The organism is Xanthomonas sp. NCPPB 1128, from assembly GCF_001043115.1.
Lineage (GTDB): Bacteria > Pseudomonadota > Gammaproteobacteria > Xanthomonadales > Xanthomonadaceae > Xanthomonas_A.
In genome coordinates, this window is sequence record NZ_LFME01000035.1 from 24,535 (window position 1) to 50,701 (window position 26,167).

27 protein-coding genes and 1 pseudogene are annotated in these 26,167 nt (G+C 69.5%); 16 read left to right on the forward strand and 12 right to left on the reverse strand.

Translation table 11 applies throughout. The features are described 5' to 3' along the window. Positions 1-75: 75 nt before the first annotated feature. The 7 genes from ACP93_RS17840 to can all read right to left on the reverse strand — a co-directional run bounded on the left by ACP93_RS17840 (position 76) and on the right by can (position 8,569). The gene (locus ACP93_RS17840) at positions 76-762 is read right to left on the reverse strand and encodes a DUF2461 domain-containing protein (RefSeq protein WP_017912071.1); all 687 of its coding nucleotides are present in this window, start codon (positions 760-762) and stop codon (positions 76-78) included. Continuing rightward, on the reverse strand, positions 759-2,198 hold the full coding sequence (sbcB, locus tag ACP93_RS17845) for an exodeoxyribonuclease I (RefSeq protein WP_048492004.1): 1,440 nt from the start codon (positions 2,196-2,198) through the stop codon (positions 759-761). Before sbcB ends, ACP93_RS17840 begins: the two co-directional genes overlap by 4 nt. A gap of 156 nt (positions 2,199-2,354) precedes the next feature. Beyond that, positions 2,355-3,719 carry an FAD-dependent oxidoreductase gene (locus ACP93_RS17850; RefSeq protein ID WP_048492005.1) on the reverse strand — a complete coding sequence of 455 codons (1,365 nt, stop codon included), beginning with the start codon at positions 3,717-3,719 and terminating at the stop codon, positions 2,355-2,357. A gap of 46 nt (positions 3,720-3,765) precedes the next feature. Further along, entirely contained in the window at positions 3,766-5,037 is a 1,272-nt protein-coding gene (gene kynU, locus ACP93_RS17855) for a kynureninase (RefSeq protein WP_048492006.1), read from the reverse strand. Positions 5,038-5,167: 130 nt separating this feature from the next. After that, positions 5,168-7,312 carry an FUSC family protein gene (locus ACP93_RS17860; protein ID WP_048492007.1) on the reverse strand — a complete coding sequence of 715 codons (2,145 nt, stop codon included), beginning with the start codon at positions 7,310-7,312 and terminating at the stop codon, positions 5,168-5,170. Positions 7,313-7,343: 31 nt separating this feature from the next. Beyond that, the gene (locus tag ACP93_RS17865; RefSeq protein WP_048492008.1) at positions 7,344-7,868 is read right to left on the reverse strand and encodes a 3-hydroxyanthranilate 3,4-dioxygenase; all 525 of its coding nucleotides are present in this window, start codon (positions 7,866-7,868) and stop codon (positions 7,344-7,346) included. Positions 7,869-7,906: 38 nt separating this feature from the next. Then, the gene (can, locus tag ACP93_RS17870) at positions 7,907-8,569 is read right to left on the reverse strand and encodes a carbonate dehydratase (protein WP_048492009.1); all 663 of its coding nucleotides are present in this window, start codon (positions 8,567-8,569) and stop codon (positions 7,907-7,909) included. Between the two features lie 168 nt (positions 8,570-8,737). Between can and ACP93_RS17875 the strand changes: the two are divergent. From ACP93_RS17875 to ACP93_RS17915, 9 genes and pseudogenes are all read left to right on the forward strand, one after another. Next, positions 8,738-9,369: pseudogene (locus ACP93_RS17875) on the forward strand (glycosyl hydrolase 108 family protein). Further along, on the forward strand, positions 9,348-9,926 hold the full coding sequence (locus ACP93_RS17880; protein ID WP_184452035.1) for a DUF2589 domain-containing protein: 579 nt from the start codon (positions 9,348-9,350) through the stop codon (positions 9,924-9,926). The pseudogene ACP93_RS17875 and the gene ACP93_RS17880 overlap by 22 nt, the downstream one beginning before the upstream one ends. 12 nt (positions 9,927-9,938) lie before the next feature. Further along, a complete protein-coding gene (locus ACP93_RS17885) occupies positions 9,939-10,568 on the forward strand; it encodes a DUF2589 domain-containing protein (RefSeq protein ID WP_048492012.1) in 630 nt (209 codons plus the stop codon). 46 nt (positions 10,569-10,614) lie between these two features. Next, complete coding sequence (locus ACP93_RS17890; RefSeq protein ID WP_048492013.1) at positions 10,615-10,875, forward strand: hypothetical protein; 261 nt, start codon at positions 10,615-10,617, stop codon at positions 10,873-10,875. Further along, positions 10,875-11,333, forward strand: a complete 459-nt coding sequence (locus tag ACP93_RS17895) for a hypothetical protein (protein ID WP_048492014.1) — start codon at positions 10,875-10,877, stop codon at positions 11,331-11,333. Before ACP93_RS17890 ends, ACP93_RS17895 begins: the two co-directional genes overlap by 1 nt. Next, a complete protein-coding gene (locus ACP93_RS17900) occupies positions 11,326-11,514 on the forward strand; it encodes a hypothetical protein (protein ID WP_048492015.1) in 189 nt (62 codons plus the stop codon). Before ACP93_RS17895 ends, ACP93_RS17900 begins: the two co-directional genes overlap by 8 nt. 41 nt (positions 11,515-11,555) lie before the next feature. Further along, complete coding sequence (locus tag ACP93_RS17905) at positions 11,556-12,338, forward strand: hypothetical protein (RefSeq protein ID WP_048492016.1); 783 nt, start codon at positions 11,556-11,558, stop codon at positions 12,336-12,338. A gap of 48 nt (positions 12,339-12,386) precedes the next feature. Further along, positions 12,387-13,433: a hypothetical protein gene (locus ACP93_RS17910; protein WP_048492017.1), complete on the forward strand. Its 1,047-nt coding sequence runs from the start codon at positions 12,387-12,389 to the stop codon at positions 13,431-13,433. Between the two features lie 322 nt (positions 13,434-13,755). After that, positions 13,756-14,466 (forward strand): response regulator, encoded by a 711-nt coding sequence (locus ACP93_RS17915; RefSeq protein ID WP_048492018.1) that lies wholly within the window; start codon positions 13,756-13,758, stop codon positions 14,464-14,466. A gap of 73 nt (positions 14,467-14,539) precedes the next feature. On the opposite strand, the gene ACP93_RS17920 is transcribed toward ACP93_RS17915, so the two are convergent. Genes ACP93_RS17920 through asnS form a run of 4 tightly spaced genes read right to left on the reverse strand, consistent with a single transcriptional unit; the run spans position 14,540 to position 17,204 of the window. Further along, positions 14,540-15,160, reverse strand: coding sequence for an FMN-binding negative transcriptional regulator (locus ACP93_RS17920; RefSeq protein ID WP_048492019.1), 621 nt, complete (start codon positions 15,158-15,160; stop codon positions 14,540-14,542). A 10-nt stretch (positions 15,161-15,170) separates the two neighbouring features. Next, entirely contained in the window at positions 15,171-15,485 is a 315-nt protein-coding gene (locus ACP93_RS17925; protein ID WP_048492020.1) for a hypothetical protein, read from the reverse strand. Further along, entirely contained in the window at positions 15,482-15,787 is a 306-nt protein-coding gene (locus ACP93_RS17930) for a hypothetical protein (protein WP_010342526.1), read from the reverse strand. Before ACP93_RS17930 ends, ACP93_RS17925 begins: the two co-directional genes overlap by 4 nt. Positions 15,788-15,809: 22 nt before the next feature. Further along, complete coding sequence (gene asnS / locus ACP93_RS17935) at positions 15,810-17,204, reverse strand: asparagine--tRNA ligase (protein WP_048492021.1); 1,395 nt, start codon at positions 17,202-17,204, stop codon at positions 15,810-15,812. Positions 17,205-17,340: 136 nt separating this feature from the next. Here asnS and ACP93_RS17940 point away from each other — a divergent pair, with 136 nt between their 5' ends. From ACP93_RS17940 to zipA, 7 genes are all read left to right on the forward strand, one after another. Further along, on the forward strand, positions 17,341-17,688 hold the full coding sequence (locus ACP93_RS17940; protein ID WP_048492022.1) for a HesB/IscA family protein: 348 nt from the start codon (positions 17,341-17,343) through the stop codon (positions 17,686-17,688). A gap of 63 nt (positions 17,689-17,751) precedes the next feature. Then, positions 17,752-18,297: a CbrC family protein gene (locus ACP93_RS17945; protein WP_048492023.1), complete on the forward strand. Its 546-nt coding sequence runs from the start codon at positions 17,752-17,754 to the stop codon at positions 18,295-18,297. Positions 18,298-18,491: 194 nt separating this feature from the next. Further along, positions 18,492-18,926 carry a 30S ribosomal protein S6 gene (gene rpsF / locus ACP93_RS17950; protein WP_010342529.1) on the forward strand — a complete coding sequence of 145 codons (435 nt, stop codon included), beginning with the start codon at positions 18,492-18,494 and terminating at the stop codon, positions 18,924-18,926. A gap of 11 nt (positions 18,927-18,937) precedes the next feature. Then, positions 18,938-19,168 carry a 30S ribosomal protein S18 gene (gene rpsR / locus ACP93_RS17955; RefSeq protein WP_002804494.1) on the forward strand — a complete coding sequence of 77 codons (231 nt, stop codon included), beginning with the start codon at positions 18,938-18,940 and terminating at the stop codon, positions 19,166-19,168. A gap of 194 nt (positions 19,169-19,362) precedes the next feature. Next, complete coding sequence (rplI, locus tag ACP93_RS17960; RefSeq protein ID WP_048492024.1) at positions 19,363-19,812, forward strand: 50S ribosomal protein L9; 450 nt, start codon at positions 19,363-19,365, stop codon at positions 19,810-19,812. A gap of 328 nt (positions 19,813-20,140) precedes the next feature. Further along, entirely contained in the window at positions 20,141-23,644 is a 3,504-nt protein-coding gene (gene smc / locus ACP93_RS17965) for a chromosome segregation protein SMC (protein WP_048492025.1), read from the forward strand. A 114-nt stretch (positions 23,645-23,758) separates the two neighbouring features. Then, entirely contained in the window at positions 23,759-24,496 is a 738-nt protein-coding gene (gene zipA / locus ACP93_RS17970) for a cell division protein ZipA (RefSeq protein ID WP_048492026.1), read from the forward strand. Between the two features lie 430 nt (positions 24,497-24,926). Here zipA and ACP93_RS17975 read toward each other — a convergent pair whose 3' ends face one another. Beyond that, positions 24,927-26,057, reverse strand: a complete 1,131-nt coding sequence (locus ACP93_RS17975) for a pyridoxal phosphate-dependent aminotransferase (protein WP_048492027.1) — start codon at positions 26,055-26,057, stop codon at positions 24,927-24,929. Positions 26,058-26,167: the final 110 nt, after the last annotated feature.

The window sequence follows — 26,167 nt, forward strand, 5'->3', positions numbered from 1 at the left end:
GGCTTCAGCCGCGACGGGCGTCAACGGGAATGCCGGTCGCGGCTGAAGCCGCTCCTACGGAAAACCACCGCCTTTCTAGAATTCCAGGTCCAGCGCCGCGCACAGATAGTCCACGAACGGACCGAGCGTCTGCAGGTCCGCGGCGACCTGCGTGCGCAGCCGCGGGCCGGTCATGGTCGCGTCGTCGAGCTGGCGCCAGAACACCCAGTTCTTGTGCTTGAGGTCGTCGATGTAGTCGAAATCGGCCGGGAAGCCGCGCGGCGGCCGCACCAGCATCTCGCTTTCCTCGAAGTCGAAGCGGCGACGCAGCGCCGGCGCGTGCGCCGCGGCCTTCCAGCTGCCGGGGTTGTCGAAGATGAACTGGCGCACCTTGCGCTGGGTGTCCGGTTCCGGATGCCACAGCCCGGCGCCGACGAAGCTCTCGCCTGGCTGCAGGTGGATGTAGAACGAGGGCGCCGGCACCTGCTTGCGCCGTTCATGGAACAGGCGTGCCCCCTGCCAAGTCTTGTACGGCGATTTGTCGTGGGAGAAGCGCGCGTCGCGATGGATGCGGAACAGCGAGCCGCCGACGCCACGCGGATCGGCGCGGAAGTGCTCGCTGACCTGGGCCAGGTCCGGCTGCAGATCGGTGATCAGGCGCAGAAACGGCTGGCGCACATGTTCTTCGTACTTGTGCCGGTTGTCGTTGAACCAGGCCTTGTCGTTGTGCCGCGCCAGGGCACGCAGGAACTTGAAGCTGGCGTCGCTGAAATAGCTGGTCATAGGCTGCGTTGCAGGTCGTGGCCCCAGGCGGCCAACTGGTCGAGCAGGGCTTGCTTGGTAGCATCCTGCGGGTGAGCCAGGCGTAAACCGGCCAACTCCGCATGGAAGCCGTCGAAGTTCAGCTCGGACAGGCCGCTGTCCTGCTGCAGACGTTGCCGCCGGTAGTCGTCCCAGCGCGCCTGCTCGGCGATGGACAGACTCTGCGGCCAATTGCGCGCACGGTAGCGGAACAGCAGCTCGGGCAGGCGCGGGTCGCGGAACTGGCTCTCCAGTGCGGCCAGCTGCGTCGGCGGGGTGGCGCGGACCTGCGCCATCGCGCGCTTGTCGCCATCGGCGAGGAAGCCGTCGTAGAGCGAGGCGTCGACATCGGCCGGTACCGCGGCGCGCTCGCTGGCGAACACCCGCCGCACTTTCTCCGCCAGCGCCGGGCCGGCCTCGCGCAGGCGTGCGGCCTTGGCCAGGAGCTGCGCCGGGTCCAGCCGCAGCCGGGCGAAATCCGCCTCGCGCAGGTGCGCCCAGGCGACCAGCGCCGGCGCCTTGTTCAGATGCACTTCCTTGAGCGGAATGCGCTGTTCGCCCTCGGGCAGGTCGGCCTGCGGGGTGTACAGGCGGTCGGCGATCTGTTCCGGCGAATAGCGCAGCAGCGGCTCGATGTCGCCTTCCAGGTCGAACACCAGCACCCGGCTGTCGATGCGCGGATGCCGCGCCAGCGGCAGCACCGGCGCCGCGCACAGGCGCGCGGCCGGATAGCGCATCGACACGTGCAGCACCGGCTGCATCGCCACTGCGTCGAGCAGGCCGCCGCAGAAGCGCTTGTCGCGCAGTTTCAGCGCGTACTCCCACAGCCGCGGTTGGCTGCGGCGGAAGTGCCGGGCCATGCCGATGGTGGCGTAGACGTCCGACAGCGCCTCGTGCGCATCGCCGTCGCGCACGCCGTTGGCCAGAGCCAGTTGCTCCAGCTTGAACGAGGTGGCGCCGTCCTCGCGCTGCGGCCAGACGATGCCCTCCGGGCGCAGCGCGTGCATCAGCCGCAGCATGTCCAGCAGGTCCCAGCGCGAGTTGCCATTGCGCCACTCGCGTTCGTAGGGGTCGTAGAAGTTGCGGAACAGGCCGTGGCGTACGAACTCGTCGTCGAAGCGCAGCGAGTTGTAGCCCAGCGTGCAGGTCTGCGGCCGCGCCATCTGCTCGGCGATGCGCGCGAACGCCTCGGCTTCGCTGATGCCCTCGCGCAAGGCCTGCTGCGGAGTGATGCCGGTGATCAGGGTGGCGACCGGCGAGGGCAGCAGGTCGTCGGCCGGCTTGACGAAGAAACTGATCGGCTCCTCGATCACGTTCAGTTCGGCATCGGTGCGCACCGCGGCGAACTGGGCGATGCGCGTGCGCCGCGGATCGGCGCCGAAGGTTTCCAGGTCGTAGAAGAGGAAGCTGTCGGGCATGTGGGTCGAATGGCGCGGGGCGCGGAGCGTGGGAATGCTTGTAGGAGCGGCTTCAGCCGCGACGGGCGTTACCGGTAATGCTGTCGCGGCTGATGGCCCTAGGCCACGTAGAGCCGCTCCTACGACAATGCAGACACCGTGACAGGGTACGCCGGTTCAATGCGCCCCCTCCAGCGGCGCCAGCCGTGCGTGCACGATGCGCTCCAGCCAGTTCCAGTCGATCCGCGACAGATCGCTGTGGCCCTGCGTGGCCTGGACCAGGATGTCGCGCTGCACCTCGCTGCGTTCCAGCGCCTGCGCGTATGGCGTGCGCAGGAAGGTGACCATGGTGTAGTGCGGCACGAAGCGGGTGGGGTGCCGCGCCTGCAGGGCCTGGCCGAGTTCGCGTTGCAGCAGGAAGCCGGCGTCGCCGACGCGGTCGCGCATTTCCACGTAGTTCTCCAGCGCCATCTGCTGGATCGCGCCGGCGTTGGGCTTGCGCTCGGCCTCGAAGGCGGCATAGGCGCGCGCCAGGTCCGGCTCGCGCTGCAGGTGCGCGGCCAGCGCCGCGCAATCCTCGAACGCGCAGTTCATGCCTTGCCCGTGGAACGGCACCATCGCGTGCGCGGCGTCGCCCAGCAGCACCGCGCGGCCGTCCAGGTGCCAGCGCTCCAGGCGCAGCGTGCCGAGCAGGCCCGGCGGGTGCTGCTCCCAATGCTCGGCCAGTTGCGGCATCAGCGGCAGCGCATCGGCGAAATCGCGCGCGAACAGCGCCAGCGCCTCTTCGCCGCTGCGCACGGTGGCGAAACTGGGCTCGCCCTTGTTGGGCAGGAACAGGGTGACGGTGAAGGTGCCTTCGTGGTTGGGCAGGGCGATGCACATGTAGTGCCCGCGCGGCCAGATGTGCAGCGCGTTGGCTTCGATGCGGAAGCCGCCGTTGGCGCCGGGCGGGATCTCCAGCTCCTTGTAGGAATGGTCGAGGAACTCGATGTGCTCGGCCATCGGCGCCTTGCGCTGCATCGCCGCGCGCAGCGCCGAGCCGGCGCCGTCGGCGCCGATCATGCTGTCGAAGCGGATGTCGTGCGGCTGGTCGTCGCGGTCGTCGATGAAGCGCGCGTAGCCGGCGTCGAAATCCACGGTGTGCAGGCGCCGGTAGAAGTGGATGCGCGCGCCGGCCTGCTCGGCCAGCTGCAGCAGGGTGATGTTGAGGTCGTTGCGGTGTACCGACCAGATCACCTCGCTGTCGTCGCGTCCATAGCGCTGCAACTGCTGGTGGCCGTCGGCGAAATGCACCATGCGCCCGCGCATCATCACCGCCTTGGCCATCACCGCGGCATCGGCGCCGGCCTGGCGCAGCACGTGCAGGGCGCGTTCGGCCAGGGCCAGGTTGATCGAGCGGCCGCGCTCGTAATCGTGCACGCGCGGGTCGCCACGACGCTCGTAGACGGTGACCTCCCAGCCCTGGCGCGAGAGCAGGATGGCGAGCAGGGAGCCGGCCAGGCCGGCGCCGATCAGGGTGATGCTGCGGGGGGATGCGTTCAATGCGGTGTCCGGAAAGCGCGGCGGGCCGCCACGCGAAAAAGGCGGGTCAGACCCCTGCCCAGGTTTCCACTTCCTCGACGAAGCGGTAGACGTCGCGGTAGCGGTTGTACAGCGGCACCGGGCTGATCCGGATCACGTCCGGCTCGCGCCAGTCGCCGAGCACGCCGACCGATTGCAGGTACTCGAACAGGGCGCGACCGCGCTCCCGCCCGCCGGCCACGCGCAGCGACAGCTGGCAGCCGCGTTGCGCCGGGTCGGACGGGGTGATGATCTGCAGGGTGTCGGCCAGGCGAGCGCGGATCAGCGTCTCCAGGTAGCCGGTGAGCTGCTGCGATTTCTGCCGCAGCGCATCCAGCCCCGCCCGCTCGAACAGGTCCAGTGAGGCGCGCAGCGGGGCCATGCTCAGGATCGGCGGATTGCTCAGCTGCCAGCCGTCGGCGCCGGGCGCGGCGACGAACTCGGGCGCCATGCGGAAACGGGTGCGCTTGTCGTGGCCCCACCAGCCGGCGAAGCGCGGGGTGTCGCCGTGGCCGTGGCGCTCGTGCACGAAGGCGCCTGCGACCGCGCCGGGGCCGGCGTTGAGGTACTTGTAGTGGCACCACACCGCGAAGTCCGGGGCGGCATCGTGCAGGTGCAGTGGCACGTTGCCGATGGCATGGGCCAGGTCGAAGCCGACCGCGGCGCCGGCCGCGCGCGCCAGCCGTGCTACGGCGGCCAGGTCGAAGGCCTGGCCGGTGCGGTACTGCACGCCCGGCCACAGCACCAGCGCCAGGCGCGGGCCGTGTTCGGCGATGGCGCGCTCGATCGCCGCCAGCGACACGGTGCCATCGACGCCATCGGGCTGCACTTCGATCAGGTCGGTGGCCGGGTCGAAACCGTGGAAGCGGATCTGCGAGGCCACCGCGTGCTGGTCGGAGGGGAACGCGCCGGCCTCGATCAGGATCGCCGGGCGCTCGCGGGTGGGCCGGTAGAAGCTGACCATGAGCAGGTGCAGGTTCACCGTCAGCGTGTTCATCGCCACCACTTCGTGCGGATGCGCGCCGACCAGCCGCGCCAGCGGCGCGGCCAGCAGCTCGTGGTAGGTCATCCACTGGGTGTCGCCGTTGAAATGGCCTTCCACCGCCAGCGACGACCACTTGTCCAGTACCTCCTGCACCGCGGCGCGCGCGCCGCGCGGCTGCAGGCCCAGCGAGTTGCCGACGAAGTAGGCTTGGTCGGCGCCCTGGTGCTGCGGGAACAGGAACTCCTGGCGCAGGGCGCGCAGCGGATCGGCGGCGTCGAGGGCGATGGCGTGCTGGCGGGACAGGATCTCGTTCATCGGCGTGGGTTCCTGAAAGCAGGGCGAGAGTCTAGAGGGTGTGGGACGACGTGAGGTGACTGTGCGGCGGCGTGGCGCTGGCGTGTACTGCCGGCGCTTCCGGTGCCGCGGGCAGTACATGCTTGCGCCTTCACCCGCTGCGCTGCACGCCCACCGGCGGCTGTTCCTTCGCGGCGGCCGCAGCCGGCACCAGTGCACTACGGATCAGGTGGGCAAGGGTGCCGATGCTGTCGGCGACACGGTCGCTGGTGTCGGCCAGCGCGGCCAGGGCGCCGCCGTCGCTGCCCTCCTGCGGCTGTGCGGCCAACGCCTCGGCCAGGCGCCGCTCGTCCGCGCGCAGGCTGGCCTGCGGGGGCGCCGTGCCGGTGCGCAGGCTCTCGGCCAGTTCGGTCAGCGCGGCATGCGCCTGCTCCCGGAACTGCTGCAGTTCCGGCAGTGGCGGCAGCGGCGGCGCATCGCGCAGCACCGCCTCCAGTGCCAGCGAGGCGCGGATCAGCCGGTTGCCGTTGGCCAGCACCGATTCGGCCAGGGTCAGTTCGCGCAGGTTGCGCTTGCGCCGCGGCTCGCCACGCAGGCGTTCGATCGAGGCCTGCGCGTTGGTGCGGGCGGTACGCGAGGCCGCGCGGGTCTCCGGCAGCGTCTGCAGGCGCCCGGCCAGGACCGCATCCAGATGGTCGCGGTGGGCGAGCAGCAACTGCGCCAGGATGGCGCGGATGTGCTTGCGTTCCCAGGTCGGCCACAGCGCGTAGGCGGCCAGTGCCAGTGCGCTGCCGAGCAGGGTGGCCTGGATGCGCTCGCCGATCGCCTCGCCCGGCGCCATGCCCTCGAACGACAGCAACAGCACCAGCATGCCGGTCAGGCAGGCCACGCCGAGCCCGTAGTTGACCTGGGTCAGCAGGCGGAAACCCAGGCAGAACACGGTCAGCAACAGCAGCCGCACCACCGCCCCGTCCATCACGAAGTGCGCCAGCACGGTGGCCAGCAGCAGCCCGGCCAAGGTGCCGGCCACGCGCAGCGCGCCGAAGCTGAGGGTGCCGCCGAAATCCGGCTTGAGCACGATCGCGGTGGTCATCGGGATCCAGTAGCCGTGCGGGATCGCCTGCCAGCGGGCGAACAGCACCGCCAGCGCCAGGCACACGCCGCAGCGCAAGGCGTGGCGGAACGCGACCGAAGACAGGTTCAGGTTCGCCCGCAAGGTCTGCAGCGGGGCCAGGGGGCGCAGTGCCGCCGGCAGCCGCGCTTCGGCCAGTTCGGCCTGGATCTCGCCGCGGCTGCTGGCCCAGCGGCCGTTGCGCACCAGCGCACGCAGCTGGCCGCCCAGGCCCTGCGCGCGCGCCACGGCGATGCGCAGCAGGCGACGTTCGCGGGTGTCCTCGGCCTGCGCCTGCACCTGCGCCAGGGCGTCGATGAGATCGTCGAACCCGGTCATCGAGGCATTGGCGGCATCGGGGTCCTCGGCGCTGTCCAGCGCATGCGCGAGCTGGTCCAGCACCACCGCGCTGCGTTCGAGCACGCGTTCGATCGGCAGCCGCGCGGGCGATGCGGCCTCCAGGCGCCCGTGCAGGTCGGCCAGGGTCAGCAATTCCAGCCGCGCGCGTTCGCACAGTTCGGCGATGACCCGGAACGCCTGCACCGCACGCCCGCGCGAGCGGTGTTCGCCGTGCAGCATCACCATGGCCTCCAGCACCGCCTCGGTGGCCGGCGGCGCCGCGGTCGCGCTTGGCCGCTGCCGGGCGAGGCCGGCCAGTTGCCGCATCAGGTCGGCCAGGGCGAAGCGCTCCGGGCGGTAACGCTGCAGCGGCCACGCTGCCAGCGCCATCAGCATCTGCAGCACGCCGCCGGCGAAGATCAGCGCGGCGACGCCCACGCTCTGCAGCGGCGGCAGGCCCACGTCGGCGCTGACCACCAGCAGGATCATGCTGGTCAGCCCGACCCGCGCCGCCACCGGGCCCAGCGCCACCAGCAGGCCGCCGCCCAGGCCAAGCAGCAGCGCACACAGCGCCAGCGCCACGGTATGCGCGCCGATCAGCATGCCGAGCAGCGCGGCGACGCCGGCCGCCAGCGCCGCCATCAGCATGCGCTGCATCCGCGCCCGGTACGGGCCGGGCTGGTCGGAGAACATGGTGTTGAGCGCGCCGGTGGACACCGCCAGGCCCAGTTCGGCATGGCCGGTGGCCACGCCCAGCGCCAGCGGCGCGACCACCGCGGCGGTGTTGCGCAGGGCCACGCGCACCGGCACGTCGCGCGGTTTGAGCGCGATCAGGCTGCGCAGCATCGCGATGGGGAACGGCGCGGGCGCAGGGCGGTCACGGCGCGGCGGCAGCCGCCGGTAACGGATGCACGTGGCCGCAGCGCGCGCAGGTGCGCAGCGATTCGGACGCGTAGAAGTGCGCGAACACTGGCGGGAAGTCGGTCTCGATGTTCTGCAGCGGGAAGTAGGCTTCGTACAGCAGATGGTTGCAGCGTTCGCAGAACCACAGCAGGCCGTCCTGTTCGTGCGGCAGGCGGCGCCGCTCGATCACCAGGCCCACCGAGTCGGCACCGCGCTGCGGCGAGTGCGGCACCTTGGGCGGCAGCAGGAAGGTCTCGCCGGCGCGGATCGGGATCTCGCGCACCGCGCCGTCCTCCTGGATCTTCAGCACCATCTCGCCTTCGAGCTGGTAGAACCACTCCGGGCCTTCGTCGTAGTGGTAGTCACTGCGCGCGTTTGGCCCGCCGACCACCATCACGATGAAGTCGCCGGCGTGGATGCACTTGTTGCCCACCGGCGGCTTCAGCAGGTGCCGGTGGGCGTCGATCCAGGCGTGCAGGTTGAGCGGGCCGGGGAGCATGCGCGATCCTTGACGGAGAGGGCTGGGCGGCGCGCCGCTCAGCGGTCCTCGCGGTCCTGGCTGATGCGCGCCAGGGCCGCATCGTAGCGCGGCGCCAGGTCGTCGATGCGGTCCAGTTCCATGCCCAGGTCGTGCACGCGGCCGTCGCGCAGGCTGTAGACCCAGCCGTGCACGGTCAGTTCCTGGCCGCGCGCCCAGGCGTCGAGCACGATCGAAGTGCGGCTGACGTTGACCACCTGCTCGAGGACGTTGAGCTCGCACAGGCGCGCATGCTGCACGTTGAGCTCGCCGGCCTGCTGCAGGCAGTGCTCGTGCTTCTCGGCCACGTCGGTGACGTGGCGGATCCAGTTGTCGACCAGACCCAGCCGCGCGCGGGTCAGGCCGGCGTGCACGCCGCCGCAGCCGTAGTGGCCGACCACCAGGATGTGCCGCACCTTCAGCACCTCGACCGCGAACTGGATCACCGACAGGCAGTTGAGGTCGGTGTGCACGACCACGTTGGCGATGTTGCGGTGGACGAACACCTCGCCCGGCGCCATGTCGATGATCTGGTTCGCCGGCACCCGCGAATCGGAACACCCGATCCATAGGTATTCGGGGGTCTGTTGCGTGGACAGGCGGCTGAAGAACTCGGGATCCTCGCGATTGATGCGTTCGGACCAGGAGCGGTTGTTGTCCAGGAGTTGCGCGATTTTGCTCATAGCCCGGCATTATTCCAGAACCCCGCCGCCCGCGCGCAGCCGGCGCTCACGACGACCGCGGCGGCTCAGTGCGCAGGCGCCGCTGGATCGGGCTTTTGCCGATCCCGCCGGTGCGGCCCGCTGCGCAGACTTCCTCCACGCCCACCACGGGCACCAGCGGAGGATCCCATGGCCGACTTCAACGCATTCTTTCCGACCCTGCTCAAGCACGAGGGCGGCTTCGTCAACGATCCGGTGGACCCGGGCGGCGCCACCAACAAGGGCATCACCCTGGCGACGTTCCGCATTTACGCCAAGAGCCTGCTGCAACTGGAGCCGACCCTGGACAACCTGCGTGCGCTCACCGACGCGCAGGCGGTGGTGATCTACAAGACCTGCTACTGGAATGCGGTGCACGGCGACGAGATCGCGCTGCAGCCGCTGGCCAACATCCTGTTCGACTTCCAGGTCAATGCCGGCAACAACGCCATCAAGCTGCTGCAGCGCGTGCTCAACGCGCAGACCGCGACGCTGAAGCTGCCGGAGGAGGGCAAGCTCGGCCCGGCCACCCTGGCCGCGCTGAAGGCGGCGGACCAGCGCGATCTGTACGCGCGCTACAAGCAGGGCCGGCGCGATTACTACCAGCGCCTGGTCGCGGCCAGGCCGCCGCTGGCCAAGTTCCTCAAGGGCTGGCTGGCGCGCACCGATTCCTTTCCCGACCTGAGCTGAGCGCGCGTGCGGCGCATGCCGCCGATCCGCCGCCGTCGCCGACGGCGGCCTTCTTTCCCCAGGAGCGACCATGGCTGGACCGACCGCATTGAACGACCTGATCGAGGCGCTGGCCGGCGCGGTGATCGAGGCGCAGGACCGCATCGAGCAGCACCAGATGGCCAACCTCGGCGACTACTTCGACGAGTTCCACCGGCCCAAGAGCGTGATCATCCGCCTGCCGTCGCAGCATCCGCAGGCCGCCGAAGGCGACGAGGACTACTACCGCGCGCCGCTGTTGCCGCTGGTCTCGACCAACGTGCTGCGGATCAAGGATGTGGAGATCAGCTTCGATGCGCAGCTCGGCGACCTCGGCGGCCTGCAGTCGGCCGACGGCTTCTTCGCGCCGGAGCCGCCCGGCCCGAAAGCGGCCTGGCAGGCCAAGCGCACCGCCACCCGTTCCAGCGTGCGTGTGGATACCAGCGCCAGCGCGCGGAGCCAGCGCCAGAGTGCCGTCCACGTCGTGCTGCGCGTGGAGGGGACCGAACCGACTGACGGAGCGGCCAGATTGCTCAACCATCTGGCGCAGACGCAGGGCGTGTTCAAGACGGTCACGGCCGACAAGCCGGACGTCGCGGGCACGGACGATGTAACCAATCCCACCAACTAAGGAGTCACTGCAATGGCTGACGAACTCGTCAACATGTCAAGTCAATTCAAGGGTCTGCCGATGGGCGACCTGATCGGCGGCCCGCTGGATGCGGCCTGCGACGCGCAGGTCAAGCTGGCCCGCGCCACCGCCGATTTCATCCGCGTCATCGGCTTCCTGCCGCCCGATGCCGGCGGCAACGATCCGCAGGCGACCGGCGCCACCCGCACCGCCAGCTTCCGCTTCAAGCGGCCGGTCGACGACCCGACCACCGCCGGCGGCATCGCCGAGGAGGAGGTCGAACTGGAAGTGCCGCTGCTGGCCATCGTCAACGTGCCCAGCCTGAGCATCCAGACCGTGGACATCACCTTCGACATGGAAGTGAAGTCGTCCTTCTCCGAGAAGTCCTCCACCGATGCCTCGGCGTCGCTGTCGGCGGACATGGAATTCGGCTGGGGCATGTTCAAGGCCAAGGTGCACATCCAGGGTTCGGTCGCCACGCACAAGGAAAACACGCGCAGCTCCGACAACTCGGCCAAGTACCACGTCGCCGTGCACGCCGCCGACAAGGGCATGCCGGAAGGGCTGGCGCGGGTGATGGACATCCTGCAGAGCTCGGTGGCGCCGCGCAAGGTCGGCGCGCCGGTGCCGGTCGCCGCGTAAGTCCGTAGCGGCCTGTTGAACCATCTCGTCGGGGGACTCGTCAACGATGTTCGACCTTACCGAAGTCAAGTTCGTCAAGCGGGTCGTGGTCGGTAGCGACAACCCGACGCAGATGCAGTCGCCCGAGCAGATCGAGGCGGCACGGGCCTTGCTCAACCGCTGCCTGAGCGATTCGCCGAAGGGCGCGATCATCGGCACCGAAAAGAATTTCGCCGTGCTGCAGATCGGCGAGCACCAGGTGGTGATGCAGTGGCTGTGCTACCACGTGGGCTTCCCGCGCAAGCCCGGCTGGCTGAAGGACGACTGATGGCCAGGCTGCGTTGCGAGTTCGACCTGTTCCTGCAGGGGCTGTCGGCGGCCTTGCTGGATGCGCAGCGGCGCTGCCGCGCGCGTCACGCACAGGCATTGCGCGCGTGTTTCGGCGCGGGCGAGACGTTGCAGGTGGAGACGGACGCGGCCGAGCCGCCGTCGCTGCAAATCCCGTTGTGGGAGCTGCGTGCATGGCAGTTGCCGCAGATCGGCGAACTGGCCCTGGCCTTCGACGTCGAACTGGACGTGGTGGACGCACCGAACGAGGCGCCGCGCCTGCTGCTGCAGGTGCAGCCGCGCCGGCCACGGCGGCCCGGCCACCGCTTGCAGATCCTGTTCCGCGGCACCCACACCCCGGTCGGCGAGGTGCTGTTCGATGGCCAGCGGCTGAAGCTGTGGCACCTGTCCGATGCGCCCGCTCCGCACGATCCCGCCGAGGAGACCGCACATGCGTAGACACGGCTTCATCCTGTCCCGGCACGACACCGACCTGTGGTGCCGAGAACTGCACATCGACCTGCGCTCGCTGGCCCGCGCGCAACGGCTGCGCCGGCGTCGACGCCGGGCGCTGTGGCTGCTTGCCGTACTGTGCCTGGTGGCGGCCGTCCTGGCGCTGATCCGGTTCGGTCTGTCCTGACCGTGCACATCGTTTTCCTTCGTATCCAACAGGAGAGTCGCATGCGTATCCGTTCGCGTGGTGTTGCGCGTTTCCCGTTCTGGCTGGCGCTGTGCCTGGCCACGCCGTTCGCCGCCGGTGCCGCACCGCAGGCGCCGACGCCTGCTGCACCGGCCGCAGCGGCCAACGCAGACGCGTTGCCGCCCGGCGAATGGAGCGGCACCCTGGCGCTGGATGCGCAGCGCCTGGCCGCCGTGCGCCTGGTCCAGCGCGACGGCAAGGCCAGGCTGATGTTCGGCTCGCCGTTGAACTGCGCCTTGCTGGTCAAGCCGCAACCGGGTGCCGGTTTCGCACTGGAGTCGATCAATGGCGGCGCCTACTGCGACAAGCTGATGGGCAAGCCGCTGCGCGTGCAGCGCAGCGGCGACGACCTGCGCTTGAACGTCGACGGCAAGGATTTGCCGGTGGTGCTGCACAGCGATCCGGGCCAGCCTAGCCCGCTGCAGGGCACGTGGCGCGGGGTGACGCGTCCCGACTACAGCAATAGGGGCGTCGCTGTGCAACTGAGTGTCGCGGCGACCCCTCAGGCCCCCGGTAGCGCCACGGTGCAGCTGCGCTACGGCGCGCCGCGCGAGTGCAGGGTGCAGGGTCGCTACCTCGGCATGCGCGAAGGAGACGCGCTGTACGCGTTGGACATGAACGATCAGGGTGTCTGCACGCGTTTGAGCGACGGCCAGCTGACACTGCGCGCAAGGCCGGACGGCGAGCTCGAACTGCAGACCGTTGACGGCGGCGGGAAGGGGCGGGAAAGCGCGCTGTTGGAACGCGTCCCCGCCAGCCCGTAATCCGCCGCGCGGACGCGCCGGCCCTCGTTTCCATCCAGGAGTCGTGCGATGAACTTCGTCTGGATCAAGACGCTGGCCGGCGCCGCGTGGCGCCGGCTGATCGCGGCCCGCCGGGCCGGGCCGCGGCTGCCGCCGCCGCCCATCCTGCCGCAGTTGCGCGCCGAGTGCGAAGCGATGGCGCGCTATGCGCTGGAACACGGCATGGCAGTGCCGCCGGAGTTGATCGCCCGCCTGTCGGCGCTGTTGGGCGCCCGCGTGCCGGACGCCGATGGCGGCGAGATCGAGGTGCACTCGCACGAACTGGCGGTCACCCACCGGCGACTGGCGCAACTGATCCGCCCGGCGACGCCGCAGGCGGTGTTCCTGCTCGATGCCGAACGTCGCCGCCCGCACTGGGCGACACTGCTCGGCCCGCTGCCGCTGGTGCGCGCACTGACCACGACCTCGCTGCTGTTCTTGTTCGCGGTGGTGGCGACGGCCCTGTCCAGCAAGGTCAGCGCGGACAACGTGCGCCTGGGGTTCCTGGATTCCTCGGGCAGCGTGCTGCTGTGGAACGCGCTGTTCCTGCTGTTCTGCGCCGGCCTGGGGGCCTCGTTCTCCTCGCTGTTCCAGGTGCACCGCTATGTCGCCGACGCCAGCTACGACCCCAAGTACGACGCGTCCTACGGCGCGCGCATGATCCTGGGCCTGATCGCCGGGCTGATCCTGGTCGAAGTGCTGCCGCCGGATCTGTTCGAAAGCGGCAGCATGCGCAGTTTCGGCAAGCCGACCCTGGCGATGCTGGGGGGCTTCTCGGCCACCGCGGTGTACCGTCTGCTGCAACGCCTGGTCGATTTGATGGAGACACTGGTGCGTGGCGACACCTCGGCGCAGGCGCAGGCATCGCTGGAAGTGCAGCGCGCCAGCAACGACACCGAGCGCATGCGCTGGCAGGGCGAACTGGCCGCGCAGTTGATGACCTTGCAACAGTCCATCGAGGCCGGCACGCCGCCGGCCGCGATCCAGCAGCGGCTCGCCGAGTTCGCCCGCGCGATGCTGCAGGTGGAGGCCGCCCGGTTGCCACCACCACCGCCGCCAACCGCTGCTGCGGAATGAGCATGCCGGCGCAACGCCGGCGTCCCACCATCGTTCGTCGGCGCAGGACTTCGTTCTGCGTCACAGCGTGTGCGCCCTAGCACGGGATTCTGTCTACAAACCGAGACTAATGCGGCAATCCGCACAAGTTCAGCCGTCGTCGCCATCCATATCAGCCTGAAGCCGATGGCCGCCATGGCACGGCGTGACAAGCTGAGGACGTAACGCAAGCGCAGGTTCAGCGCTGTCGTATCGGTTGAAAAAAGGGGCGCGTCGCACTGCAGCGGACGCGGGTTGCCGCGCGGTCGCGCGTTGGGAGTTCCATTGCCAACACAGGTAGAGAATGAACACACGTATCGTGATTGCCGCCGAACGCAGCATCGTGCTGGAGGGCATGGTGGCCCTGTTGAACAACACGCCGGACATCGACGTGGTCGGCCATGCGGTCGATGGACTGGAGTGCGTGCAACTGGTGACCCGACGGCAGCCGGACGTCGTGCTGATGGACGTGATGCTGCCTGGCCTCAACGGCATCGAGGCCACCCGCCGGCTGCTGCAGCGCAGCCCGCGCAGTAAGGCGATCTGCATCGCCGCGTCCGATGCCGCGGCCAATGTGCGCGCGGCCATCGACGCCGGCGCCAAGGGCTACCTGGCGCGCAACAGCACCTTCCATGAATTGCTGCGCGCGATCCAGCAGGTCGGCAACGACCAGCTGTACATCAGCCCGCAACTGTCGCAGTCCCTGGTCAGCGAGTACCGCTGTCCGCCCGGCGACGCCGTCTCCGCCTACACCCTGCTGACCTCGCGTGAACGTGAGATCGTGCAGTTGCTGTCCGAGGGGTTGTCGACCAAGGAGATCGCCGCGCGCCTGCACATCAGCGTCAAGACCATCGGCACCCATCGCGAGCACATCATGCTCAAGCTGGGCATGCAGAGCATCGCGCAATTGACCCGCTATGCGATCCGAGAAGGCCTGTCGCCGCTGGAAGGGGGACGAGCCAGTGCGCGCCGTGCCGAGCACGACCGGCAGGGACCGGCCAGCCGTTGCGGGTGAGGCGGCGGGACGCCGCGTGCAGTCGTGTGACCACGCACGACATCGCATCAGCCGTGTTGCGTGGCGGCGTGCTTCAGTCCGGACGTCGGGCGCGCATCAGCGCCGCGACGGCCTGCGCGCCTGCGTCGGCCTGGGCCTGCAGCGCTTCGCGCACCGCGGCCTGGTTCGCCGGCGGATGGTTCTGGCTGAGCTTGAACTTCAGCTCGATCCGCTCGACCTGGAAGCGGAAACCGACGATGCCGCGCAACTGGCGCCGGTGCGCGTCGTTGTCCGGCTCGTAGCGCCAGTCGCTGCCCAATGCGCGCTCGTGGCGTTCGCTCAGCCGCGCCACCACATCGGCCAGCATGGCCTCGTCGTCGCTGGGCTGCAGCTGCCCGTGCAGATGCGCGGTGGCGTAGTTCCAGGTCGGCACCCGCGCCATCGCTTCCTTGTCCGGATACCAGCCCGGCGAGACGTAGGCGTGCGGGCCGTGCACGATCAGCAAGGCCGGCCCGGCATGCCGCGCCTGCGGGTTGGCCCGCGACCAATGGCCTTCGACCAGGATGCGTTCACCGTCGCGCCGGTACAGCACCGGCAACGGCGTGGCGCAGGGCAGGCCGTCGGCGACGGTGACCAGGGTGGCGAACGGGTTGTCTGCGATCAGTACGTCGAGCGCGCCCAGGTCGTGTTCGGCGAAGGCGGGCGGAACATGCATCGCAGCAGGATCAGGCGCGCGCGCCCAGGGTCTGGGTCATGCGCCCGCGCAGGCCGGCGTCGTCGTCGGCCTGCGGCGGCGACACCTCGCCCAACGCGAAGCCGCGCGCCCGCGCATCGTCCTCGTCCAGGCCATCGAAGGCGACGAACTCGGCATCGAACAGCGCCGCGCGGGCGGTGTCCTCGCTGTCGTAGCTGAGGGTGTTGCCGTCGCTGTCCAGCACCTCGGCGGTGCCGGCGGCGCGCACGCGCAGGCGCGCCCACACCAGCAGGCGGCCGAGACTGGCCAGGTACCACTGATCGTGGGCGGGAGAATCTGAAGTCATGGAATCACCAGGGAAAGCAGCCAGAGCAGGGCGGCCATGCCCAGGCCGAAGAAGATGGTCAGCAGCGACAGCCAGGCCGGCGTCGCCAACCCGGAGAGCCCGCGGTCGCCCAGCGGGCGGTAGCGCCGCGCCAGCAGCCAGCCGAGCGCGACCGGCTTGAGGAAGGCGCCCGGCCCGAACGCCGCCACCAGCGGCGGATGGCGGTCGCGGATGTGCACCAGGGTCAGCGGCCAGAAGATCAGGAACGCGCTGGCCCCGGCGATCGCCACGCCGACGAAGCACAGCGCGAAGAACAGGATCATGGCGCGCGCTCCCTGACCATGCTCAGAACTCGGCGCTGCCTGGCGCGCGCGGGTAGGGGATGGCGTCGCGGATGTTGCTCAGCCCGCACACGTACACCACCAGCCGCTCGAAGCCCAGGCCGAAGCCGGCGTGCGGCACCGTGCCGTAGCGGCGGAAATCGCGGTACCAGCCGTAGTGCTGCGGATCCAGGCCGAACTGCTGCATGCGCGCGTCGAGCACGTCCAGGCGCTCCTCGCGCTGACTGCCGCCGATGATCTCGCCAATGCCGGGGGCCAGCACGTCCATGGCCGCCACGGTCTTGCCGTCGTCGTTCAGGCGCATGTAGAAGGCCTTGATGTGCTCGGGGTAGTTGGTCACCACCACCGGGCGGCCCACGTGCTGCTCGGTCAGCCAGCGCTCGTGCTCGGTCTGCAGGTCCAGGCCCCATTCCACCGGGAACTCGAACTTCTGCCCCGACTTCTGCAGCAGGCCGATCGCGTCGCTGTACTCGATGCGCTCGAACGGCGAGTTGATGAAGGTCTCCAGCTTGCTGATCGCGGTCTTGTCCACGCGCTCGGCGATGAACGCCAGGTCGTCGGCACGCTCGTCCAGCACCGCACGAAACAGATACTTGAGGAAGTCCTCGGCCACGCGCGCATCCTCGGCCAGGTCGGCGAAGGCGATCTCCGGCTCGATCATCCAGAACTCGGCCAGGTGGCGGGTGGTGTGGCTGTTCTCGGCGCGGAAGGTGGGGCCGAAGGTGTAGACCTTGCTCAGCGCCAGGCAGTAGGCCTCGACGTTGAGCTGGCCGGACACGGTCAGGAAGGTCTCCTTGCCGAAGAAGTCGCGGCCGAAGTCGACCTGGCCCTGCGCGTCGCGCGGCAGGTTGGCCATGTCCAGGGTGGAGACGCGGAACATCTGTCCGGCGCCTTCGGCGTCGGAGGTGGTGATGATCGGCGTGCTGATCCAGTTGTAGCCGTTCTGGTGGAAGTAGCGGTGCACCGCCTGCGCCAGGCAGTTGCGGATGCGCGTCACCGCGCCGAACAGGTTGGTGCGCGGGCGCAGGTGCGCGACCTCGCGCAGGAATTCCGGCGACATCGGCTTGGGCTGGATCGGGTAGGTCAGCGGATCCTCGACCCAGCCCACCACCTCGACCGCGCTGGCCTGGATCTCGTACGACTGGCCCTTGCCCTGCGATTTCACCAGCACGCCCTTGGCGATCAGCGAGCAACTGCCGGTGAGCCGCTTGACCTCGTCGAAGTTGGGCAGTGCCTCGGTGGCCACCACCTGGATCGGGGCGAAGCAGGAGCCGTCGCTCACATTGATGAAAGCCAGTCCGGCAGATCCGCGCAGCGTGCGCACCCATCCCCGCACCGTGACTTCGCCGCCTTCCGGGATCTTCCCCGCCAGCGCATGTGCAACGCTCACCACCGTCATGACTTGAATCCTCGCCGCAGCGACTCGATATGGAAGGGGCAAGTGTACTGGCTGGAGCGCAGCGCTTGCGAGGCATGCGGCGATCGGTCGCCGTCCTTCCTATAATGTCCGCTCGCAGTCGCCGGAGTCGTTCGTCATGACCATCCGTCTCACCCCCGTCGCCCACGCCCGCGTGCAGCGCTTCGTCGCGCAGACTCCCGGCGCGCTGGGCTTGCGTTTCGGCGTCGAGCGCACCGGCTGTTCGGGTTGGGGCCACGTCACCGACCTGGCGCGCGAGGCGCGTCCGGACGACGCGGTGTTCGAGCAGGACGGCGTGCGCATCTATGTCGATGCGACCAGCCTGCCGCTGGTGGACGGCACCGAGATCGACTTCGCCAAGCAGGGCCTGGGCGAGACCTTCGTGTTCCGCAACCCGAATGCCACCGCCGAGTGCGGCTGCGGCGAGAGCTTCACCACCGACGCCGCGCACGCCGGCGCGCCCTGAGCGTCGCCGCTCCGCCCGGCGGCGCCTTCCTCGAGGGCGCAGGGCAGCGTGGCATCGGTTTCCATGCAGCTGCCTCAGTTCCTTCATCACCCCAACGCCTATGCGCTGTGCTTCGCGCAGGAAGACGGCGTGTGCGACTGCTGCGGCGAAACCCGTGCATGGCGCTACCGGGGGCCGTTCTACTGCGCTGGCGATGGCCCGCAGTTCCTGTGTCCCTGGTGCATCGCCGATGGCCGCGCCGCGGCCCGCTTCGAGGGCGAGTTCACCGGCTGGACCGAGATCGAGGGCGTCTCGTCCGATCCGGGCGACCCACCGCCGGCGATCAATGCAGCGCTGCTGCAGGAGATCTGCACGCGCACCCCGGGCTATTCGGCCTGGCAGCAGCCGGTGTGGCTGAGCCATTGCGACCGGCCCTGCGCCTTCCTGGGCTATGCCGGGCGTGACGATCTGGACCCGATCCTGGACGAGGTCATGCCCGACATCGCCGAGGTCACCCCGCGCGACACGGACTGGCTGCTGGCGCGCCTGTCCCGCGACGGCATGCTGGTCGGCTGTCTGTTCCGTTGCCTGCAGTGCGGTCAGCATCGGCTGCATGTCGATATGGGGTGAGAAGCCGGGACGCGGGACCCGGCTTCATCGAGTCAGGACATCACCCGGCCGGCCGCCCCGGCAGCTTGTCTGCGGCGGCCCTTCTGCGCCATAATGTGCGGCTTCCTGCCTTCCCGGCAGGAGTCCTTGCCCCACCGCCGTCACCACCGCGGGGGGCTGTCCGGCCGCAAGGCCACATCCGAAAGGTAAACACCATGAGTCGTCATTACGAAATCGTGTTCCTGGTCCACCCGGACCAGAGCGAGCAGGTCCCGGCCATGATCGAGCGCTACAAGTCGCTGGTCGAGAACGGCAAGGGCACCATCCACCGTCTGGAAGACTGGGGCCGCCGCCAGCTGGCGTATCCGATCCAGAACCTGGTGAAGGCCCACTACGTCATGCTGAACATCGAAGTGGACCAGGCCGTGCTGAGCGAGCTGGTCGAGAGCTTCCGCTTCAACGACGCGGTGCTGCGCCACCTGGTGATCAAGCGCGACGGCGCCGACACCGAGCAGTCGCTGATCATGAAGAGCAAGGACGAGAAGGCCGACAAGCCCGAGCGCGGTGAGCGCCGTCGTCGCGACGACGAAGAGGGCGATGCGCCCGCCGCCGCCACCGAAACCGACGGCGACGCCGCCGAAGCCGCCTAAGGAGCACGCTCATGTCCAAGTTCTTCCGTCGTCGCAAGTTCTGCAAGTTCACCGCCGAGGGCGTCAAGGAGATCGACTACAAGGATCTCAACACCCTGCGCCAGTACCTCACCGAGAACGGCAAGATCGTGCCGAGCCGCGTGACCGGCACCAAGTCCAAGTACCAGCGCCAGCTGGCCACGGCGGTCAAGCGCGCGCGTTTCCTGGCGCTGATCCCGTACACGGATAACCACGACGTTTGATTCCGGGTTTCCCGGAACGCAACACCGCCCGCACCTCCCGGTGCGGGCATTCAACCGAAGTCTGGCGATCAAAGAATGCGGTGCCGATCGGGACACATCCCGATTCCCCATCCCCAATCCCGGCTTCTCCTATTCGGACAGCAAGCGTTGCGGGCGCCTTCGGGGCGTGCGCTAACGAATAACGGAGCAAGACCATGCAACTGATTCTTCTGCAGAAAGTGACCAACCTGGGCGGCCTCGGCGACAAGGTCGACGTCAAGCCGGGCTACGGCCGCAACTACCTGGTGCCGCAGGGCAAGGCCGTGCCGGCCACCGCCGCCAACATCGCCGAGTTCGAAGCCAAGCGCGCCGAGTACGAAGCCAAGGCCAAGTCGATCCATGACGACGCCGAAGCCCGTGCCGCCAAGCTGGAAGGCGCCAGCGTGACCGTCAAGGCCAACGCGTCGACCGAAGGCAAGCTGTACGGCTCGGTCGGCCCGCGCGACATCGCCGAGGCCTTCACCGCCGCCGGCCTGCCGCTGGAGAAGGGCGAAGTGGTGCTGGGCGAGGGCGCGTTCCGCAACATCGGCGAGTACGAGGTGCTGGTGCGCCTGCACGCCGACGTGGAAACCACGGTCAAGGTCGTGGTCGAAGCCGACGCCTGATCCCTGCGTCATCGCTGTACCGACACGGGCACCGCAAGGTGCCCGTGTCGTTTTCGCCGACCGGCGCCGCCATCGGCGGGTCGTGCGGCCCTGGCTGGCATGGCGGGCGGGGGCGGTCGCCTGCATGTGCGACCGCCGTCGCATCGCCGCCGCCCGGCGCAGGCAGCCCCGGCGCCACTCGGGGGCCGCTATACTCAGCGACTCGTGTCCGATGTCGACCCGGTGGTGTAGCCGCATCAATGGGTTGGAAGCAGGACCTCACCTGGATCTTCATTAGCGGCAGCGCAGCTCGGAATGCCGGCGGCGCCTGCCATGGATTGCCCGCACCATGCGCCTGTCGACCATCAAGCTGTCCGGCTTCAAGTCCTTCGTCGATCCGACCACGCTGCACCTGCCGACCAACATGACCGGCATCGTCGGTCCGAACGGCTGCGGCAAGTCGAACATCATCGACGCGGTGCGCTGGGTGATGGGCGAAAGTTCGGCCAGCCGGCTGCGCGGCGATTCGCTGACCGACGTGATCTTCTCCGGCTCCTCGGCGCGCAAGCCGGTGTCGCAGGCCACGGTGGAACTGATCTTCGACAACTCCGATCACACCATCGCCGGCGAGTACGCCTCGTTCAACGAGATCTCGGTCAAGCGCCAGGTCAGCCGCGACGGCAGCAGCAGCTACTACCTCAACGGCACCAAGTGCCGGCGCCGCGACATCACCGACCTGTTCCTGGGCACCGGCCTGGGCCCGCGCAGCTACTCGATCATCGAGCAGGGCATGATCAGCCAGATCATCGAAGCGCGCCCGGAGGACCTGCGCGTGTACCTGGAGGAGGCCGCCGGCATCTCCAAGTACAAGGAGCGGCGCAAGGAGACCGAGACCCGCATCCGCCACACCCGCGAGAACCTGGAGCGTCTGGGCGACCTGCGCGAGGAGATCGGCAAGCAGCTCGAGCACCTCAAGCGGCAGGCGCGCCAGGCCGAGCAGTACCAGGCGCTGCAGGAAGAGCGGCGGATCAAGGACGCGCAGTGGAAGGCGCTGGAGTACCGCGGCCTGGACGGGCGCCTGCAGGGCCTGCGCGAGGCGCTGGGCCAGGAAGAGACGCGCCTGCAGCAGCTGATCGCCGAGCAGCGCGATGCCGAGGCGCGCATCGAGACCGGCCGCGTGCGCCGCGAGGAGGCCGCCGAGGCGCTGAGCACCGCGCAGGCCGAGGTCTACAAGGTCGGCAGCACCCTGGCCCGGATCGAACAGCAGATCCAGCACCAGCGCGATCTGTCGCAGCGCCTGCACAAGGCGCGCGACGAGGCGCAGCTGGCACTGGCCGAGCTCGGGCAGCATATCGGCACCGACGAGGCCAAGCTGGCGCTGTTGCGCGAATCGGTCGACGTGGCCGGCCCGCAGCTGGAGCAGTTGCAGGAAGACAACGAATACAAGCAGGAAGCGCTGCGCGAGGCCGAGGCCCGCCTGGCCGACTGGCAGCAGCGCTGGGAATCGCATCAGCGCAACACTGCCGAAGCCTCGCGCGCCGGCGAAGTGGAGCGGACCCGCGTCGATTACCTGGACCGGCAGTCGCTGGAAGCCGAGCGCCGCCGCGAGGCGCTGGTCGCCGAGCGCGCCGGGCTGGACCTGGACGCGCTGGCCGAGGCGTTCGCGCAACTGGAACTGCAGCACGAGACCCAGCGCGCCGCGCTGGATGGACTGACCGAGCAGGTCGAGGCGCGCAAGCAGGCGGTGGCGGCGCTGCAGGACCAGCAGCGCAGCGCGCAGGCCGAACTGGCCGACGTGCGCAAGCAGGCGCAGGCCGCGCGCGGCCGGCTGTCGTCGCTGGAAACCCTGCAGCAGGCCGCGCTCGGCCAGGAGCAGGGTGCGGCGGTGGCCTGGCTGCAGGCGCGCGGGCTGGACTCGGCGGCGCGCGTCGGCGAGCGGCTCAGCGTGGAGAGCGGCTGGGAGAACGCGGTCGAAGGTGCGCTCGGGCAGTTGATCGAAGGTGTGCTGGTGGAGGCGCCGGAAACCCTGGTCGACGCCCTTGGCGAACTCGGCGAAGGCCGCATCGCTCTGGTCAGCGGCGCCGAGGCGGCCGAGACCTTCGCGCCGACCTCGCTCGCGGCCAAGGTGCAGGGCCCGATTGCGATTCGCCGGCTGCTGGCGCGACTGCACGCGGCCGAGGATTTGAGCGCAGCGCGGGCGCTGCTGCCGCAGTTGGGCGAGGGCGATTCCATCGTCACCCGCGATGGCGCGCGCCTGGGCCAGGGCTGGCTGCGGGTGTCGCGCTCGGGCGCGGCCAAGCAGGGCGCGCTGCTGCGCGAGCGCGAGATCCAGAGCCTGCGCGGCCAGATCGAGACGCTGCAGGAACGCGAGGCCGACCTCGAACACCGCTTGGGCGAGCTGCGCGCGCAGTTGCTGGCCGGCGAACAGCAGCGCGAGGACGCGCAACGCCAGTTGTACCAGGCGCACCGCAGCGCCTCCGAACTGGCCGGGCAGTTGCAGAGCCAGCAGGGCAAGGTCGACGCCGCGCGCAGCCGCATCGAGCGCATCGAGCTGGAGGTCGCGCAGCTGCTGGAAACCCTGGACAGCAGCCGCGAGCAGGCGCGCGAGGCACGCTCCAAGCTGGAGGACGCGGTCACCAGCATGGGCGACCTGGAGTCGGTGCGGCATGCGCTGGAAAGCGAGCGCCGCCAGCTCACCGAGGCCCGCGACCTGGCCCGCGACGCCGCACGGCGGGTGCGCGAGGCCTCGCACGCATTGGCCCTGACCCTGGAGTCGCAGCGCACCCAGATCGCCTCGCTGAGCCAGGCGCTGGAGCGCATGGGCAACCAGCGCGGGCAACTGGATGCGCGCCTGGGCGAACTCAGCGCGCAGTTGAACGAGGGCGACTCGCCGGTGCTGGCCCTGGAGGCCGAGCACCAGGCCGCGCTGAGCGAGCGCGTGCGCACCGACCGCGCGCTCGGCGAGGCGCGCGCGCTGCTGGACGGCATCGACAACGAACTGCGCGCGCTGGAGCAGACCCGTCAGCAGCGCGACGAACAGGCGCTGGCGCAGCGCGAGCGCATCGCCCAGCGCCGGCTCGACCAGCAGGCGCTGGTGCTCAGCGCCGAGCAGCTGTCGGCGGCGGTGGTCAAGGCCGGCTTCGTGCTCGAGGACGTGATCAACAGCCTGCCCGAGCACGCCGATCCGGCGGAGTGGGAGCAGGCGGTACAGCAGATCGATGCGCGCATGCGCCGGCTGGAGCCGGTCAACCTGGCGGCGATCAGCGAGTACGGCGAGGCCGCGCAGCGCGCCGAGTACCTGGAAGCGCAGGACGTCGACCTGAACACCGCGCTGGAAACCCTGGAAGACGCCATCCGCAAGATCGACCGCGAGACCCGCGGCCGCTTCAAGGACACCTTCGACCGGGTCAACTCCGGCGTGCAGGCGCTGTATCCGCGCCTGTTCGGCGGCGGCCACGCCTACCTGGAGCTGACCGGCGAGGACCTGCTGGACACTGGCGTGGCGATCATGGCGCGGCCCCCGGGCAAGCGCGTGTCCAGCATCTCGCTGCTGTCCGGCGGCGAGAAGGCGATGACCGCGGTGGCGCTGGTGTTCGCGATCTTCCAGCTCAACCCGGCGCCGTTCTGCCTGCTCGACGAGGTGGACGCGCCGCTGGACGAAGCCAACGTCGGCCGCCTGGCGGCGATGGTCAAGGAAATGAGCGAGAAAGTGCAGTTCCTGTTCGTCAGCCACAACAAGGCGACGATGGAGGCGGCGCACCAGCTCAGCGGCGTCACCATGCGCGAGCCCGGCGTCAGCCGTCTGGTCAGCGTGGATCTCGAGGAGGCCGCGCGTTTGGCGGGCGCGGCCTGACGTGACATGCTAAAGGACGTGATGCGCGTCGAGGCCGGGTTTCCGTGTTGGCGGACCCGATGCGCACCCAGCAGTTGTTTTCCCCCTGTGTACCCTTGCCGGAGTAACCCCTGAATGTCCGACATGGCAATGCTACGCATCGGCATCCTCGCCGCCGGCTTGCTGTTGATTGCGGCGATCTTCCTGTTCGGCCGCCCCAAGAAACCGAGCCAGGGCCGGCGCGTGGAGGCGGCCGATCCGGCCGCGCCGCGCCGCGAACCCTCGCTGGGCGACGCCGCCGCGGCCGCCGGCGATGACGCGCTGGTTGCGTCCGGCGCGGACGGCGAAGCGCACCAGCCCGACCTGGGCCTGCCCACGGCGGAGGCACCGGGCGCCGACCTCGGCAAGCGGCCGAGCCAGGATTTCGACAAGATCGTCTCGCTGTACGTCGCCGCCCGCGCCGGGCAGGTGCTGCGCGGCGAGGACATCGTGGTGGCCGCGGAGAAGACCGGCCTGACCTTCGGCCACATGAACGTGTTCCACCGCCTGGTGGAAGGGCATCCCGAACGCGGCCCGATCTTCAGCATGGCCAGCATCATGAAGCCGGGCAGCTTCGACATGGCGCACATCCGCGAGATGGAGACCCCGGCGATCGCCTTCTTCCTGACCCTGCCGGCGCCGCTGACCGCGCTCGACGCCTGGGAGAAGATGCTGCCGACCGTGCAGCGCATGGGCGAACTGCTCGACGGCGTAGTCCTGGACGACAGCCGCAACGCCCTGGGTCGCCAGCGCATCGCCCACATCCGCGACGACCTGCGCGCCTACGACCGCCAACACCAGGCCCCGCCGTTGACGAAGGCCCCGCGCTGGTGAGCGCCGCGCCGTCGGCGCGGCGCAGGGATTGGGGAGTCGGGATTGGGGATTCGCTTAAGGGCCGGGATTGGGGAATCGGGAATGGGGATTCGCTTAAGGGCAGGGATTGGGGAGTCGGGATTGGGGATTCGTAAAAGCGGGTCCCTAGTGCTGATCGCCCGACGCGCTCTTCCCTTCTCCCATCGGGAGAAGGTGCCCCAAAGGGGCGGATGAGGGTGCGACCGCCGCCGAGGCCAGAAGCCCTGGCTTTGGTTCTCGCGAATCCCTGATCCCCACTCCCGAATCGGCTCGCCATCCTGGCGCGGGCGCCCGGACTAGCGAATCGTGCCTCGGGAACAGGAAGCGCTGGAGCAAAACCAGCCATGCCTCAGCAACGCCGCAGCCCCGCTTTTACGAATCCCCAATCCCCAATCCCCAATCCCGAGGCGCGCTATTTGCGCGCCTTCATAAACGCCTCCCGAAACCGCAGCATCTCCGCCTCGGTGCCGACGGTGACGCGCACCAGCTTCGGCCAGATCGGCCAGCTGCGCCCGACGATCACGCCCTGCTTGGCCATCGCCGCGGCGAAGGCGGCGCCGTCGCGCTTGACGTCGACCATGAAGCAGTTGGCCTGCGACGGCAGGCACTTGTAGCCCTTGCTCTGCAGCCAGGCGATGGTGTCGTTGCGGATGCGCGCGTTCTCGGCGCGACGGGTCGGGACCAGTTGCAGGTCCTGCAGGCTGGCGATGCCGGCGGCCAGGGCGGGCACCGACACCGGATTCTGGCCGAACGCGGCGAGCTTGGTCTGCAGCCCCGGCGCGGCCACCGCCAGGCCCAGGCGCAGCCCGGCCATGCCGTACAGCTTGGAGAAGGTGCGCAGCACCAGCAGGTCCTGGCGCTGGCCGATCAGGTCGATCACCGACGGCTCCTCGCTGTAGTGCAGGTAGGCCTCGTCGACCAGCAGCACGCTGGAGGCGGGCTTGTTGGCCAGCAGCCATTCGATGTCGGCGCGCTTGGTGACCGACCCGGTCGGGTTGTTCGGATTGCACAGGTAGATCAGGCCGGCATTCGGATCGGCGCTGGCCATGGCCTTGACGTCGTGCGCGCCGTCGGCGCGCAGCGGCACCCGTCGCACCGGCGCGCCATGCGCGGCGGCCACATCGGCCACCGCCTCGAAGGTCGGATCGGCTACCACCACGCTGGCGCGCGCCGAGGTGAAGGCGCGCGCCGCGCGGGCCAGCGGCTCGCTGGAGCCGGGATACACGGCGACATGGTCGGCCGGCAGGCGCTGCTGGCCGACGAAGGCGGCGATCAGCTCGTCCGACAACTCGAACAGATAGCGGCCGCTGCGCGGCAGGATCGCCTGCGCTGCCGCCAATGCCGCAGGCGCAGGACCCAGCGGGCATTCGTTGAAGTTCAGGTACACGGTGCCGGCCGCAGGCGCCACGCTGGGTGTCGCGGTTGCGGCGGTGGCCGCCTTGCGCCGCGCCGCCTCGGCGACGGGCGCCAGGCCCACGGCGCCGAGCGCCAGACCGGAGGTGGCCAGGGACAGGAAGGAACGGCGCGAGACCGGTAGCGACACGGAGCTCTCCAGAGCGGGCGGGGATCGCAACGTTAACGAGGTGTTAATGGCGGGGCAAGGGAGCGAGGGGGGCGGGATTCGGAATTTGGGATTTGGGGTTGGCTTGAGGG

Bases quoted from the DNA above. Each gene is read 5' to 3' on its own strand.
- ACP93_RS17945 (WP_048492023.1), top strand. From the start codon at position 17,752: ATGCAGCTGCCTCAGTTCCTTCATCACCCCAACGCCTATGCGCTGTGC.
- kynU (WP_048492006.1), bottom strand. From the start codon at position 5,037: ATGAACGAGATCCTGTCCCGCCAGCACGCCATCGCCCTCGACGCCGCC.
- ACP93_RS17895 (WP_048492014.1), top strand. From the start codon at position 10,875: ATGGCCAGGCTGCGTTGCGAGTTCGACCTGTTCCTGCAGGGGCTGTCG.
- asnS (WP_048492021.1), bottom strand. From the start codon at position 17,204: ATGACGGTGGTGAGCGTTGCACATGCGCTGGCGGGGAAGATCCCGGAA.
- rplI (WP_048492024.1), top strand. From the start codon at position 19,363: ATGCAACTGATTCTTCTGCAGAAAGTGACCAACCTGGGCGGCCTCGGC.
- zipA (WP_048492026.1), top strand. From the start codon at position 23,759: ATGTCCGACATGGCAATGCTACGCATCGGCATCCTCGCCGCCGGCTTG.
- ACP93_RS17885 (WP_048492012.1), top strand. From the start codon at position 9,939: ATGGCTGACGAACTCGTCAACATGTCAAGTCAATTCAAGGGTCTGCCG.
- ACP93_RS17840 (WP_017912071.1), bottom strand. From the start codon at position 762: ATGACCAGCTATTTCAGCGACGCCAGCTTCAAGTTCCTGCGTGCCCTG.
- smc (WP_048492025.1), top strand. From the start codon at position 20,141: ATGCGCCTGTCGACCATCAAGCTGTCCGGCTTCAAGTCCTTCGTCGAT.
- ACP93_RS17865 (WP_048492008.1), bottom strand. From the start codon at position 7,868: ATGCTCCCCGGCCCGCTCAACCTGCACGCCTGGATCGACGCCCACCGG.
- ACP93_RS17920 (WP_048492019.1), bottom strand. From the start codon at position 15,160: ATGCATGTTCCGCCCGCCTTCGCCGAACACGACCTGGGCGCGCTCGAC.
- ACP93_RS17880 (WP_184452035.1), top strand. From the start codon at position 9,348: ATGGCTGGACCGACCGCATTGAACGACCTGATCGAGGCGCTGGCCGGC.
- ACP93_RS17940 (WP_048492022.1), top strand. From the start codon at position 17,341: ATGACCATCCGTCTCACCCCCGTCGCCCACGCCCGCGTGCAGCGCTTC.
- ACP93_RS17890 (WP_048492013.1), top strand. From the start codon at position 10,615: ATGTTCGACCTTACCGAAGTCAAGTTCGTCAAGCGGGTCGTGGTCGGT.
- ACP93_RS17905 (WP_048492016.1), top strand. From the start codon at position 11,556: ATGCGTATCCGTTCGCGTGGTGTTGCGCGTTTCCCGTTCTGGCTGGCG.
- ACP93_RS17925 (WP_048492020.1), bottom strand. From the start codon at position 15,485: ATGACTTCAGATTCTCCCGCCCACGATCAGTGGTACCTGGCCAGTCTC.
- ACP93_RS17860 (WP_048492007.1), bottom strand. From the start codon at position 7,312: ATGCTGCGCAGCCTGATCGCGCTCAAACCGCGCGACGTGCCGGTGCGC.
- ACP93_RS17910 (WP_048492017.1), top strand. From the start codon at position 12,387: ATGAACTTCGTCTGGATCAAGACGCTGGCCGGCGCCGCGTGGCGCCGG.
- ACP93_RS17930 (WP_010342526.1), bottom strand. From the start codon at position 15,787: ATGATCCTGTTCTTCGCGCTGTGCTTCGTCGGCGTGGCGATCGCCGGG.
- can (WP_048492009.1), bottom strand. From the start codon at position 8,569: ATGAGCAAAATCGCGCAACTCCTGGACAACAACCGCTCCTGGTCCGAA.
- ACP93_RS17900 (WP_048492015.1), top strand. From the start codon at position 11,326: ATGCGTAGACACGGCTTCATCCTGTCCCGGCACGACACCGACCTGTGG.
- rpsR (WP_002804494.1), top strand. From the start codon at position 18,938: ATGTCCAAGTTCTTCCGTCGTCGCAAGTTCTGCAAGTTCACCGCCGAG.
- rpsF (WP_010342529.1), top strand. From the start codon at position 18,492: ATGAGTCGTCATTACGAAATCGTGTTCCTGGTCCACCCGGACCAGAGC.
- ACP93_RS17915 (WP_048492018.1), top strand. From the start codon at position 13,756: ATGAACACACGTATCGTGATTGCCGCCGAACGCAGCATCGTGCTGGAG.
- sbcB (WP_048492004.1), bottom strand. From the start codon at position 2,198: ATGCCCGACAGCTTCCTCTTCTACGACCTGGAAACCTTCGGCGCCGAT.